Genomic DNA, 10,843 nt, shown 5'->3' on the forward strand with positions numbered 1-10,843 from the left:
GGAGTTCGTCGCTTGGCCCGGACCGTCTGCCCGCACGATTGCCCCTCCGCCTGCAGCCTGGACGTGCAGGTGGCCGACGGCCGCGTCGTCTCCGTGAAGGGCGGCGACAACCCCTACACCGCCGGGGTGATCTGCGCGAAGGTCAGCCGCTACGGCGAGCGGGTCCACCATCCGGACCGGATTCTCCAGCCTCTGGAACGGGTTGGCCCAAAGGGGAGCGGCCAGTGGCGGCCGATCTCGTGGGACGCCGCCCTCGACCGTCTGGCCGGCGCCTTCGCGGAGGCCGCCGAACGCCACGGCCCAGAGGCGGTCTGGCCGTACAATTCCGGCGGCACGATGGGCCTCGTCCAGCGCGACGGCATCCACCGGTTGACCCACGTGATGGGCTATTCCCGCCGCAAGCGAACCATCTGCACCGCCATCGCCATCGCCGGCTGGAGCGCCGGTGTCGGCCGCGTCGCCGGCCCGGACCCGCGGGAAATGGCGCTCTCCGACCTGATCGTGGTCTGGGGCGGCAACCCGGTGAGCACCCAGGTCAACGCGATGAGCCACATCAGCCGGGCCCGCAAGACCCGCGGCGCCAAGCTGGTGGTGATCGATCCCTATCGCACCGGCACCGCGGCGGCGGCGGACCTCCACCTCGCCCCCCGGCCGGGCACCGACGGGGCGCTGGCCTGCGCGGTGCTCCACGTGCTGTTCCGCGATCGTTACGCCGACCGCGCCTATCTGGAGGCCCATGCCGAGGACACGGCGGCTTTGGAGGCCCATGTCGCGACCCGAACCCCGGACTGGGCGGCGGCGATCACCGGCCTCACGGTCGCCGAGATCGAGGCCTTCGCGGCGCTCTACGGCTCGACGCCGCGCAGCTACATCCGCTGCGGCTTCGGCTTCACCCGGACGCGCAACGGCGCCGTCAACCTGCACGCCGTGACCTGCCTGCCGACCGTGACCGGGGCCTGGCAGCACGCGGGCGGCGGCGCCCTCTGGCAGAACGCGGCGATCTTCAACTGGGACAAGACCCTGACCGAGGGGCTCGACGCCAAGGCCCCGGGGGTGCGCGAACTCGACATGAGCCGGATCGGCGCGATCCTGGCCGACGATGCGGACGCCCTCCAGGGCGGGCCGCCGGTGCGGGCCATGCTGATCCAGTCGGCCAACCCGGCGGCCTCTGCGCCGGACAGCAACCGCGTGCGCGCCGGCCTGCTGCGGCCGGACGTGTTCGTGGCGGTGCACGAGCAGTTCATGACCGAGACGGCGGCGCTCGCCGACCTTGTGCTGCCGGCCACCACCTTCCTGGAGCACGACGACATCTACGGGGCCGGCGGCCACAGCCACATCCAGTCCGGGCCGGCGCTGCTGGAGCCGCCGGGCGAATGCCGCTCCAATCACGACCTGATCGCCGCCCTCGCCGGGCGGCTCGGAGCCGCGCATGCGGGGTTCGCCTTGAGCGCCCGGGCGCTCGCCGACGCCACCCTGGCCCGCTCCGGCTGGGGCGGCCTCGACCGGCTAGAGCAGGAGCGCTGGATCGACGCGCAGCCGAGCTTCGCCGAGAGCCATTTCCTCACCGGCTTCGGACATCCGAACGGGCGCTTCCGGTTCAGCCCGGATTGGTCCGCGCTCGGGCCGCGCGCCGCCGGCATGCCGGCCCTGCCCGACCATTGGGCGGTGTCGGAGCCGGCCGATGCCGAGCGGCCGTTCCGGATGGTGGCGCCGCCCGCCCGCCAGTTCCTAAACACCACCTTCACCAACAGCCCGGAATCGATCCGGCGCGAGGGGCGCCCGACCTGCCTGCTCCATCCGGCGGACGGCGCCCGCCTCGGGATCGCTACCGGGGACGCGGTGGAGATCGGCAACACCCGCGGCCAGGTCCGGCTGCATGCGCGCCTCGCCGAGGGACAGCCGCCCGGGATCGTCGTGGTCGAGAGCCTGTGGCCCTCCGCCGCCTTCTCGGGCGGGCGCGGCATCAACGCGCTGATCGGCGACACCCCGGCCGCCCCCAACGACGGCGCCACCTTCCACGACACCGCTGTCTGGGTTCGGGCTGCCTGATAAGGGGCCTGACCCGGCCAAGAAGCGGGATCCCAAGGGGCTCAACCCTTGGGCGGGGTATCGGGGCAAGATTTTAGGGCTTGGCCCCGATGGACCAGGGCTCTGCCCTGGACCCGCAAAAGGTCTTGAACCTTTTGAATCCAGGATTTTGAGAGATCGACCCATGACGGAACCTGCCTGAAGCGGTGCGGTTGGCTGCAGACACACTGTTTCGTGGACGTCACCAGCCATGCGAGCCCTCCTCGCTGCCGCCCTGCTGCTCCCGTTCGCCTCATCGGCCTGGGCGCAGAGCCTGTCCGCCACCGCGACCGTGCCTGCGGCGGCCTCTCTGGAACCGCTGACCGCGATCGCCAATCCCGGCCAGCTCAGCCTCGGCGGCGGCTCGACCACCGGCCCGTTCCCGACCCTCTCGGCCCAGGGCGGCGGGCTGGTGAATGCCGGCCAGCTCAGCTTCGGCGGTGGCGGCTCCGGAAGCGGCAGCATCGCGCCGCCCTCGGGGGCGAGCGGCAGCACCGGCCGGCTCGGCCTGACCGGGGCCGGCACGACCGGCGGCGCCGGTATCACCGGCAGCACGAGTTCTGGCTCGACCGGGACCGGCAGCACGATCGGGGCGACCGGGACGCGTAGCGGCTTCAACACCTCGTCGAGCTCGGCGATCGGCTCGATCTCGGGCAATGCCTTCTCGTCGTTCGGCACGGGCGGGATCGGCGGCGGATCGGCGATCGCCACCAGCCTGAACACGAACGCGAATTCGGCCTCGTCGGCGGCTTCGTTCGGAGCCGGCGGCTTCGGAGGCGCCGGCGGGATCGGCGCCAGTTCGACGGGCCTGAACGTTAATTCGGCCGTCTCCGCGACACCCACGGCGAACGGCGGCGGCTCCTCCGGCGGCGCCGGGATCGCGAGCGGCGCCAACGCGGTCACGGATCCCGATACGACCGCCAGCACGGTCCGGAATGGCGGCGGCGGAGCGGTCGGGGGCGCGGGCATCGCGGCCGGGACCGCCCAGGCCGACACGGCCTGCACCGGGCCGCTGGCGGTGGCCTGCTTCGGCGGCGCGAACGGCTTCTGACGCGGCCGCACGCCGAGGCGGAACCGGGTGGAAGCGCTGCCGTTCCTTCTGCACCGGCGCCTCGGCCGGGACAGGAGGCGATGATGCAGAAAGCCATGGGACTGGGCCGCGTTTCGCTTGCGGCTGTTCTCGTCGTCGGGATGTCGAGCGTGGCCCTGGCCCGCGACGCGGGCTCCACGGTGCAGGGCGCTAAAGGCCGCGCCGGCAGCCTTCACGGCATCGGGTTCAACACGCCGAAATTCGGCTCCGATATCCGCACCGGCAAGGACCAGCCCTACACCTGGCCGGTCGGCGACCGCTATCGTCCGGAATCCAAGCCGTTCTACGGGCGAGCTTACTAGAGGGTCGGCCGCCGAAGGAGGTACTGGCTCGGCGCATGCGAGCCCGTCACGCTCAAACACGGACCCCACCGGCGCGTGATGGCGCCGGCGATCATCCAGCGGGCAAGTGCGGAGGGACTTTGATGCCGGTGCCGTGTCGGCTGATCCTCGTTGTCCTGGTCTGCACGGCCTCGTCGGTTCAGGCGGGAGAGTTCGCGTCGGCTCCGCCGACACAGGGGATGGTGATGCCTCTCCCCGATCCCGGCATGGTCAACAGCGCCCCGAGCACGGCCTCGCCGCCCGAAGCCGCGACCCCTGCTCCGCCCGCGCCCGCCGATCCGGCAGCCGGCCGACGGCGGCTCCAGGCGCTCGGCAGCGGCTTCCCGTCGATGGAGGGCCGGCTCCCGAACCAGCGCACCGGTCACCGCCGGGAACACGTGGTGCACGATATCTGCATCGGGTGCTGAGGGGCCGGTCCGGGACCGCATCGGCCGGGAAAAGTTCGGATCACTGCAACGCGCGGGACTGGGTGTTCGCGCGGATCCAGCGCGGCGAGAGCACGTCGCCCTCCTCGGTGATGATCCAGGGCTCGGCATTCTCGGCTTCGATCGCTTGCACCGCGGCGGCAAGCGCCTCGCGCAGGGTCGCAAACGGGTGTCCCTTCGCGGACCGCCCAAGCGAGCGGCTCGGCCAAACGGTCAACTCGGCAGTTTTATCGAGGTCGGCGGGCGTCATCGTCGCGCTCCGAAAATTTTCGCGATTGGGTCGAGCATAACCGATCCATGTGACGTGGATCTGGCGATCGCGTTACTGATTCGTGTCGCGATCATCGCGACGTCGCGAGGCGGATCGAGGTGATTGGCCTTCGAGACCGCGATGCGGGATCGGCGGGCCCATCGGCTATCGATGCGGCCGCGTGTGAAATTAAATCGCGTTCGATCTCAATTTATATTTGAGAGTTCATCGATGGAAATTTAGTTCCTTTGTCCGGAATGCATGGCGCAGCTTGTGCTGAGATGCGATTTTCTCTCTGACAAGGTTGCGAAAACTGCAGAACGATGCCTGAACTGCGTTATGTTGCAATGCGCAATCAGCATACCGCATTGCACAAATTCGTGGTGTCATGCGTCCAGCGATTGCATTCCGCGATCGACCCGGAGACGCACCATGCGCACGATCCTCATCCTCGCGTCGGCGGCGCTCACCTCGGCCGCCATCTTCGCTGGTCCCGCTGCCGCGGGTGACAGCCTGCACCTGACCCCGCCGCTGTATCGGGAGCAGGCCCGCGCCACCACGCAGGCCCGTTCGGTCAGCGATCTGAGCACCACGCCCCAGCCGGTCTCGGCCACCCGCACTGTCAGCCGCCCGGTGGCGACCCTCGAGCGGCCGATCGTCCAGGCGTCCGCCGACACGAATCGCTGAGCGCCTCACGCTGATCTTCCCGCCGGGCGCTCATCCCTCCGGCGGGGCGCCTGTCAGACGATACGCAGTTCCTGGGCGGCGATGCTCGGCGAGACGCCGCGCTGGATCAGGCGCCGGGTTCGGGCCTGCTGCCCCAGCTCGTCCCTCACGGCGGCGCCTGTCACCCGATAGCTCTCGACGCAGAGGTCCAGCCAGGCATACTGGATGGCAACCGCGAGAAGGGCGGCATTCTCCGCTTGGCGGATGCTCAGCCACATGGCCTCGTCCGCCAGACGGCCAACCTCGCCATACATCATCGGCAACTCCACATCCGGGATGGCTGCGACGACACTCGCAGGCGTCGCCGACCCATTACCGAGGCGGCGGGTCCGAGAGCTCGCAGCCTCGCGCATGCGGTTTTAGTGCGACGCCTGGTCGGCGGCGTGCTGCGTCTGCTGGACAGCGTCCTGCCCCTGCTTCACCGCCTTCTGCGTGTCCTCGACACCCTGTTGTACGGCTGACCGGGCGCGCTCCGCACCCTGCTGGAACGCCCCCTGGGCGAGACCGCCGAGTTCCTTGGCCTGGGCCTGCATGGCGGCGAAGCGCTCACGCACGTACTCGGTTTGGAGCTGTATCGCCTCCGGGAACGAACGGGCGGACGCGATCTTCTGCGCCAGATCGAAGGCGGCGCGGACGTTCTGCTCGGCGTAGTCGAGGTTGCGGGTATAGATGTCGTGCGCGTTGGTGCGGGCCAGTTCGGTGGAGCCCTGCACAGTATCGGCGGCACGCCGTGCGGAACCGATGAAGGTGCCGAACGCCTTGCGGGCCTGCTCGACGCTGGTCTCGGCCAAGTCGCGCACCTGCGGGGGGACCTCGAAGCTCGGAATATTCGCCATGACTGGTCTCCTGTCAGCCGCATGTCCGGCCGCGGCCGTGCCGATTGTGCACCGCACAAGCGGTTAGGTCCAGGGATCCACGTGTAACGGGACGCTGGATCCGTCAGACATCGGTCTCGCGCCGAACGATCGCGTCCTCACCGCTTCCCTTTTGCGACAGCCCGACCTCCGGTTCTTCGTCCGGAATCGGCAAAGGCTTGTTCGAGGCGTCGGAATCGAGATCCGTGGGTGGGATCTCCAGATCGGGGTCGAGCGGATTCGAGGGCCCTCCCGGCACGGTGGCGGGTCTGCGCGAATCACTCATTCGAGGGCTCCCTGTCCCGAAGCAACGCGGTGTTCGCCCCGCGGCTCCCGGATCATTGGTCGCTGTGTGGCCGGGATCGCCCCCACCGCGCTATATGCGGGCGGGAAAGCTGAGGAGAGCGTCGTGTTCACCGTCAAGGGGATCGATCCGTCCGGCCGCGTCATGACCTTCGCGTGCGGGACCGACGAGCAGGCCATGGAGAAGACCTGGGAACTCGCCCGGCGCGGGTTCCGGGAGATCATGGTCGCCAATCCCAAGGGCCAAGAGATGTCTGCGGCCGCGTTCGAGCGGTCGCTGGACATCGATTGGGGGGAGTGAGCCGAAGCGGCAAGCGCTCGGCCCGTGAGTGCTCGGCCCGTGATCCCGCTTCGATAGCCCGGCAACCCGCTTTCGGGACAGTACTTTAGCGGTTGCCCAGGGCCGGGCCGCCCGCGGTGCCGCCGGTGCCGGGTGGTCCGCTCGTCGGGGTGCCGCCGATATTGACCCCCGGTGTCGTCCCCGGGACGGAGGAGTTGCTGGGATTGGCTGTCGTGCCCGTGGTGATTTGGGCGTTCGGGCCGCTGCCCACGGTGCCGGCCCCGACGCCGCCGGTGGTGGGCGGGGCGGTCACGCCGGTATTGCCGGCGCCGCCGGTGGTCACCTGCGCGGCGGCCGGGCCGGCCAGCAGAAGGGTCACGGCGCTCGCGAGCACCATCGTCGTGCGTGTCATGGATCCGTCCGTCGCTTGGGGTCGGACGCCAACGGGCGTGGGCCGGCGAAGTTCACCCGGGCCCGGCGCGAAACTCCTCAGTGCAGCTCGTAGCAATTGGTGATCACGCGCGGGTTGCGGGTCACGTCGTACAGGATCGAGCACTGGACGAAGTACTTCGTGTCCTTCCGCCGAAACAGGATCAGGGACGATCGATTGTCGAAGGTGCCGGTATAGCCGGCGATCTCCCAGCCGTCGGCGCTGAGCCGCTCGATGGTGAGCGGCTCGGCGGCCGAGGCCGTCAGGAGCGATCCGAGGAAGACGGCGAGACAGACGGTCAGACTCAGGCACCCGCGCATCGACCGAGCCGTCCGTACGGCACCGGCGCGCCGAACCATGCGGGCGGCCGTCACAGGCCCGACACGTCGTCGATATCCGGCGCGGGTTCCCGCCGCGGCGGCGCAGGGTCGTCCTCCGGGGCGGGCGGAAGCCGGGGCGGCGGCATGTCGCCGGTATTCGGCGGTGTCGGCAGGCCCTTGGGCAGGTCGGGCTCGGGTGCGTCGTCTGCTTGGGGCGATCTCGGATCGGGCATGGCGTGTCCCCGGCATCGGCGCCGCACCCTGCGATGGGCAGGCCCGGCACGGACAGAACGGCCGTCACGCGCGAAGGTGCCCACCGCCAAAGGGCCAAAGCAACCGTTTCGACGACCACGCGGTTCTGTCCCCGCGTGGTCGGCCCTGGCCGCGCAAGCGAGGAGCCCACGTGAACCGTTGCCTTGTCCCGATCCTGACCGCGACCCTGATCATCGGCGTCTTGTCTCCGGCGGTCTCGGCGACGAAGAAGCTCAAGATACCGAACCGGTACGACGGCGCCTGGACCATCGTGGCGACGACGTCGGAGGGGCCCTGCGCGGCGCAGACCAGCTACCAGGTCCAGATCAAGAACAGTGATGCCTCGATCCCGGGCGATGAGGTCGATATCGACGGCGGCGTCTCGGCGAGCGGCAGCGTCCAGGCCACGATCACCAGCGGCGCCAACACGGTGCCGATCGCGGGCAGCCTCGATACGCAGGGCGCAGGCGCCGGCACCTGGCGGACGAGCGGCGGCCCGATCACGTGCAGCGGCCGCTGGAACGCCCGGCGCTCGAGCTAAACGGCTTCAATAGCCTCAGACCGGCACCTGCTCGCGGCGGAGGCTCGGACGGCGTGCCCGCTCGGTCTCCGGCTCGTTCGTGGCCGCGCCGATCTCCTCCGCCTTGCGCCACACCGCCCGGCAGATGAGGATCTCGCGGCTCGCATCGATGCTGAGGACGAATCGGTCCGGCACGATCTCGGCTTCCGGCAGGGCGACGCGGACGCCATCGAGAGAGCGGTCGTAGACGATGCAGGGCAGGCTGCGATGCTCGTCGACCGAAATACTGCCGGTTTCGTTCAGGACCGTGCGCGGAGCGCGCCGTCGGTTAAGCATCGCCGCCTCGTGAACCTTGAGGCGCGCAGGATCGGCGATCCGGGTTCAGATCAGGTTCTGGAAACCCGTCGGATTGTCGGCATCCGCGCCGAGAGGCCCCGCTACCCGGTGACCACCCCAACCAGAGTCGCCAGAAAGCCGAGCGCGACCGCACCGATTCCGCTCATGAACATCACGTCCCAGCCTGCGAAGTCGTTCGACCGCGGGGCCCTGGTGAAGGCGAAGATCGTGAGCGCAGCGCCGAACACGACGAGCGCGATGGCGATGATGATCGGTGTCGACATGGCGTGATCCTCCGACGCCGGTCTCCTGGCCCTTCGGGCTCTTGTCCGGACGACCGCAGCCGGCGTGGTCTGCTTTCACGCGTCCGTCGTCGAAACATGACAGACGAGCTGAACACGAACAAGGAGATAATCTGTTCTGCATTGCAGAACGCGCAGGCGCTGCACATTCCAGATCTCGCCTGGGCCGCGGCTTTTTCTGGCGACGACTTCGTCGGTCTGCGCGCGTGCGGGGGGCCGCCGGACCTCGGCGGTATGGTTCAGTCGATGAAGACCCGAACGCCGTCGGTGTTGAGGATGTCCCGCTGGTCGGCGCACCATTGCTCGGCGCCGACCTCCGCGATGGTTTTGGCGACGCGCTGGCCCTCCTCGGCAATGGCGGTCTTGGCCTTTCGATGGCCGAGGGCCGCGTCGAGGGCCTTGCGGACCGTCCGGGTCAGGCCCTCGGAGACCGTGTCGTCCACGGTGTAGAATTTGCGGCAATACAGGACGATCCCGGCTTGGGCGCCGACGATCCGCACCAGCCCGTCGATCGTCTCGGCTCGCTTCTCGTCCTGCGCCGCCGTTGGGCCGGACGGCAGGATCGACGCAGCCAGCGCGGCGGCGAGCAGGGCGCGTCTCATGGTCGGGTCTTCCTCTGCGGACTGAAGCCGGACCCGCGCCGGCGCCGGTCCATGACGCAGAGATAGGGCTAGTGATGCCGGATGCCGCCCCGGCAAGCTGCGCCGCGAAGCGACATCGCAGCGCGGTGCCGCCGGGCAGCGCCCGCCACGACCGGTTCGAAGCCGGCGACCTCCGGCCCGCATCACGCGCCGAAGCGCGGTTCGGTCACTTCCGGGCCGACATCATGTCGTGCGTCAGCACGGTCAGCTTGCCGATCAGGCTGGAGATGTCGGCGCCCTTGCACGACCATTGCGTGCCGATCGCCTCGCCGTCCGTCGAGACCGAAACGACGGCCACCGAGCGCAGCCGTCCCTCGCGGGCGAGCGCCAGCTGGTCCTGCAGCACGGCGATCACCGATGCGGTGTCCTCGTCGGCCACGGTGGGCGCGATATGGGCCGGGAACGCTACGACCGTGTCCGGTCTCGTCTGCTCACGCTTCATCATGCTTCGATCCCGCACCAACCACTCTCGCGATCCGGCGTGGGCATCAGCTTTGTGCAGAGTGTGGCAGCTTGTCCGTGTCGTCGCATGTCGCCGGCCTGTGTGGCCGCACAGCAACAGTCGCGGTCACGGCCTTGCCGGCGCGGTCGGACGTCGGTCACGGCGTTCCAGAGACGGGATGACGGCACGCGGTCGACGGATGAGGGGTCCGGAGCGCGTGCACGCCGAAACATCAGCGCACGGAGCCACCTTGGCGGCATCCGCGCTGGAGGCGTCCAGGGTTCAGGCGGCCTTGCGGCCCTTGCGCTCGCGCTCGGCCATCGCGCCAGGCTGGCCCAGGCCGATCGCCTTGGCGAGGGCGGAGCGCTGCTCGGCATAGCTCGGCGCGACCATCGGATAGTCGGCCGGCAGGCCATAGCGGTCGCGGTAGCTCTGCGGGCTGAGGCCGTTGGCGGTCAGGTGGCGCTTCAAGGTCTTGTAGGTCTTGCCGTCGAGGAAGCTGACGATTCCGTCCTGCTGGACCGACTTGCGGATCTGGGCCGGGGTCGGCTTGTCGACCGCTTCGCTCGCGACCGTGCCGGCGGCGACGGTGCTCGTCCCGGAGGTGAGGCCGGCGATCGCGCCATGCACGCGGGCGATCAGTGCCGGCAGCTCGGCAGCCGGAACGGGGTTGTTCGAGACGTAAGCGGCGACGATGTCGCCCGCCAAGCCGATCAGATCCGGCGTGTGCGCAATGGTTTCTTCTGTCACTTCATGGTTCCCGATGTGCCCCTCTCAAGCGATTTGCTACCTCTCTCGGCCGAATGCAAGTTACAAAACCTTAGAATGGGGTGCATTTCGGTCATGATCGCTATGCATGCTGGCGCTTCAGGCTCGGAAATTCTGGCGCAACCGTCAGGTGAACTGTCCGCCAAGGCAGAGGTTTCGATAACCACTGCGCCAGTGTTTCCACATTGCGGTCAATCGCTTGCAGAGGGCTTGGACCAGACGGGTTGCCGGTGCGGCTGGAGCTCCGAGGTGCCCCCGATGGGACTGAGACGAGCCTCGCACCTTTCCATGGCGGGTGCGTCGCTTTTATTCATTGAACACTGCGATCGTTCAATTGAAGACAGTTTTCAGAAAGACTGCGACAAATTGTAATCAATCTTCACCGTGGCGAAAAAGGCGGAGGCTGTGACGACGAAGTCTTCTATTCCGCGTGCGGCTCGCGCGCTCGACCTTGGGGAAACGGTATGGGGCAGTGACCCGGGCCAGCCGGTCCACA

At 68.9% G+C, this 10,843-nt stretch carries 19 protein-coding genes; 7 read left to right on the plus strand and 12 right to left on the minus strand.

Translation table 11 applies throughout. From position 1 onward, the window contains the following. Positions 1 to 12 precede the first annotated feature (12 nt). The 4 genes from MKL20_RS11295 to MKL20_RS11310 all read left to right on the plus strand — a co-directional run bounded on the left by MKL20_RS11295 (position 13) and on the right by MKL20_RS11310 (position 3,905). A complete protein-coding gene (locus MKL20_RS11295; RefSeq protein ID WP_244036739.1) occupies positions 13 to 2,049 on the plus strand; it encodes a molybdopterin-dependent oxidoreductase in 2,037 nt (678 codons plus the stop codon). A 229-nt stretch (positions 2,050 to 2,278) separates the two neighbouring features. Continuing rightward, positions 2,279 to 3,118: a hypothetical protein gene (locus tag MKL20_RS11300; protein ID WP_244036740.1), complete on the plus strand. Its 840-nt coding sequence runs from the start codon at positions 2,279 to 2,281 to the stop codon at positions 3,116 to 3,118. An 80-nt stretch (positions 3,119 to 3,198) separates the two neighbouring features. Beyond that, positions 3,199 to 3,459 carry a hypothetical protein gene (locus MKL20_RS11305; RefSeq protein WP_244036741.1) on the plus strand — a complete coding sequence of 87 codons (261 nt, stop codon included), beginning with the start codon at positions 3,199 to 3,201 and terminating at the stop codon, positions 3,457 to 3,459. A 218-nt stretch (positions 3,460 to 3,677) separates the two neighbouring features. Continuing rightward, positions 3,678 to 3,905: a hypothetical protein gene (locus MKL20_RS11310; protein ID WP_244036742.1), complete on the plus strand. Its 228-nt coding sequence runs from the start codon at positions 3,678 to 3,680 to the stop codon at positions 3,903 to 3,905. 40 nt (positions 3,906 to 3,945) lie between these two features. Here MKL20_RS11310 and MKL20_RS11315 read toward each other — a convergent pair whose 3' ends face one another. Further along, entirely contained in the window at positions 3,946 to 4,173 is a 228-nt protein-coding gene (locus tag MKL20_RS11315) for a hypothetical protein (protein WP_244036743.1), read from the minus strand. A 432-nt stretch (positions 4,174 to 4,605) separates the two neighbouring features. On the opposite strand from MKL20_RS11315, the gene MKL20_RS11320 reads away from it, so the two are divergent. Next, positions 4,606 to 4,860 carry a hypothetical protein gene (locus MKL20_RS11320; RefSeq protein WP_244036744.1) on the plus strand — a complete coding sequence of 85 codons (255 nt, stop codon included), beginning with the start codon at positions 4,606 to 4,608 and terminating at the stop codon, positions 4,858 to 4,860. Positions 4,861 to 4,913: 53 nt separating this feature from the next. On the opposite strand, the gene MKL20_RS11325 is transcribed toward MKL20_RS11320, so the two are convergent. The 3 genes from MKL20_RS11325 to MKL20_RS11335 all read right to left on the minus strand — a co-directional run bounded on the left by MKL20_RS11325 (position 4,914) and on the right by MKL20_RS11335 (position 6,039). Then, entirely contained in the window at positions 4,914 to 5,156 is a 243-nt protein-coding gene (locus MKL20_RS11325; RefSeq protein WP_244036745.1) for a hypothetical protein, read from the minus strand. A gap of 102 nt (positions 5,157 to 5,258) precedes the next feature. Continuing rightward, positions 5,259 to 5,735, minus strand: coding sequence for a phasin (locus MKL20_RS11330; protein WP_243965356.1), 477 nt, complete (start codon positions 5,733 to 5,735; stop codon positions 5,259 to 5,261). Positions 5,736 to 5,838: 103 nt separating this feature from the next. Then, entirely contained in the window at positions 5,839 to 6,039 is a 201-nt protein-coding gene (locus MKL20_RS11335) for a hypothetical protein (protein ID WP_244036746.1), read from the minus strand. A gap of 123 nt (positions 6,040 to 6,162) precedes the next feature. Here MKL20_RS11335 and MKL20_RS11340 point away from each other — a divergent pair, with 123 nt between their 5' ends. Further along, a complete protein-coding gene (locus MKL20_RS11340) occupies positions 6,163 to 6,357 on the plus strand; it encodes a hypothetical protein (RefSeq protein WP_243965357.1) in 195 nt (64 codons plus the stop codon). An 85-nt stretch (positions 6,358 to 6,442) separates the two neighbouring features. Here the strand turns inward: MKL20_RS11340 and MKL20_RS11345 are convergent, their stop codons facing one another. From MKL20_RS11345 to MKL20_RS11355, 3 genes are all read right to left on the minus strand, one after another. Further along, complete coding sequence (locus tag MKL20_RS11345) at positions 6,443 to 6,748, minus strand: hypothetical protein (protein ID WP_244036747.1); 306 nt, start codon at positions 6,746 to 6,748, stop codon at positions 6,443 to 6,445. 77 nt (positions 6,749 to 6,825) lie between these two features. After that, positions 6,826 to 7,086 carry a hypothetical protein gene (locus MKL20_RS11350; RefSeq protein ID WP_244036748.1) on the minus strand — a complete coding sequence of 87 codons (261 nt, stop codon included), beginning with the start codon at positions 7,084 to 7,086 and terminating at the stop codon, positions 6,826 to 6,828. Between the two features lie 50 nt (positions 7,087 to 7,136). Next, a complete protein-coding gene (locus MKL20_RS11355) occupies positions 7,137 to 7,319 on the minus strand; it encodes a hypothetical protein (RefSeq protein ID WP_243965361.1) in 183 nt (60 codons plus the stop codon). Between the two features lie 170 nt (positions 7,320 to 7,489). On the opposite strand from MKL20_RS11355, the gene MKL20_RS11360 reads away from it, so the two are divergent. Then, the gene (locus MKL20_RS11360; RefSeq protein ID WP_244036749.1) at positions 7,490 to 7,879 is read left to right on the plus strand and encodes a heme utilization protein; all 390 of its coding nucleotides are present in this window, start codon (positions 7,490 to 7,492) and stop codon (positions 7,877 to 7,879) included. Between the two features lie 15 nt (positions 7,880 to 7,894). Here the strand turns inward: MKL20_RS11360 and MKL20_RS11365 are convergent, their stop codons facing one another. From MKL20_RS11365 to MKL20_RS11385, 5 genes are all read right to left on the minus strand, one after another. Continuing rightward, positions 7,895 to 8,194, minus strand: a complete 300-nt coding sequence (locus MKL20_RS11365) for a PilZ domain-containing protein (RefSeq protein ID WP_244036750.1) — start codon at positions 8,192 to 8,194, stop codon at positions 7,895 to 7,897. A gap of 101 nt (positions 8,195 to 8,295) precedes the next feature. Then, positions 8,296 to 8,478, minus strand: a complete 183-nt coding sequence (locus MKL20_RS11370) for a hypothetical protein (protein ID WP_244036751.1) — start codon at positions 8,476 to 8,478, stop codon at positions 8,296 to 8,298. Between the two features lie 257 nt (positions 8,479 to 8,735). Next, a complete protein-coding gene (locus MKL20_RS11375; RefSeq protein ID WP_244036752.1) occupies positions 8,736 to 9,098 on the minus strand; it encodes a hypothetical protein in 363 nt (120 codons plus the stop codon). A 205-nt stretch (positions 9,099 to 9,303) separates the two neighbouring features. Next, complete coding sequence (locus MKL20_RS11380) at positions 9,304 to 9,579, minus strand: hypothetical protein (RefSeq protein ID WP_409567019.1); 276 nt, start codon at positions 9,577 to 9,579, stop codon at positions 9,304 to 9,306. A gap of 282 nt (positions 9,580 to 9,861) precedes the next feature. Beyond that, positions 9,862 to 10,329 (minus strand): MucR family transcriptional regulator, encoded by a 468-nt coding sequence (locus MKL20_RS11385; RefSeq protein ID WP_244036753.1) that lies wholly within the window; start codon positions 10,327 to 10,329, stop codon positions 9,862 to 9,864. Between the last annotated feature and the right edge of the window lie 514 nt (positions 10,330 to 10,843).

The organism is Methylobacterium sp. E-066 (genome assembly GCF_022829635.1).
Lineage (GTDB): Bacteria > Pseudomonadota > Alphaproteobacteria > Rhizobiales > Beijerinckiaceae > Methylobacterium.

Bases quoted from the DNA above. Each gene is read 5' to 3' on its own strand.
- MKL20_RS11320 (WP_244036744.1), top strand. From the start codon at position 4,606: ATGCGCACGATCCTCATCCTCGCGTCGGCGGCGCTCACCTCGGCCGCC.
- MKL20_RS11300 (WP_244036740.1), top strand. From the start codon at position 2,279: ATGCGAGCCCTCCTCGCTGCCGCCCTGCTGCTCCCGTTCGCCTCATCG.
- MKL20_RS11315 (WP_244036743.1), bottom strand. From the start codon at position 4,173: ATGACGCCCGCCGACCTCGATAAAACTGCCGAGTTGACCGTTTGGCCG.
- MKL20_RS11345 (WP_244036747.1), bottom strand. From the start codon at position 6,748: ATGACACGCACGACGATGGTGCTCGCGAGCGCCGTGACCCTTCTGCTG.
- MKL20_RS11305 (WP_244036741.1), top strand. From the start codon at position 3,199: ATGATGCAGAAAGCCATGGGACTGGGCCGCGTTTCGCTTGCGGCTGTT.
- MKL20_RS11310 (WP_244036742.1), top strand. From the start codon at position 3,678: ATGGTGATGCCTCTCCCCGATCCCGGCATGGTCAACAGCGCCCCGAGC.
- MKL20_RS11380 (WP_409567019.1), bottom strand. From the start codon at position 9,579: ATGAAGCGTGAGCAGACGAGACCGGACACGGTCGTAGCGTTCCCGGCC.
- MKL20_RS11370 (WP_244036751.1), bottom strand. From the start codon at position 8,478: ATGTCGACACCGATCATCATCGCCATCGCGCTCGTCGTGTTCGGCGCT.
- MKL20_RS11335 (WP_244036746.1), bottom strand. From the start codon at position 6,039: ATGAGTGATTCGCGCAGACCCGCCACCGTGCCGGGAGGGCCCTCGAAT.
- MKL20_RS11325 (WP_244036745.1), bottom strand. From the start codon at position 5,156: ATGATGTATGGCGAGGTTGGCCGTCTGGCGGACGAGGCCATGTGGCTG.
- MKL20_RS11330 (WP_243965356.1), bottom strand. From the start codon at position 5,735: ATGGCGAATATTCCGAGCTTCGAGGTCCCCCCGCAGGTGCGCGACTTG.
- MKL20_RS11375 (WP_244036752.1), bottom strand. From the start codon at position 9,098: ATGAGACGCGCCCTGCTCGCCGCCGCGCTGGCTGCGTCGATCCTGCCG.
- MKL20_RS11350 (WP_244036748.1), bottom strand. From the start codon at position 7,086: ATGCGCGGGTGCCTGAGTCTGACCGTCTGTCTCGCCGTCTTCCTCGGA.
- MKL20_RS11365 (WP_244036750.1), bottom strand. From the start codon at position 8,194: ATGCTTAACCGACGGCGCGCTCCGCGCACGGTCCTGAACGAAACCGGC.
- MKL20_RS11355 (WP_243965361.1), bottom strand. From the start codon at position 7,319: ATGCCCGATCCGAGATCGCCCCAAGCAGACGACGCACCCGAGCCCGAC.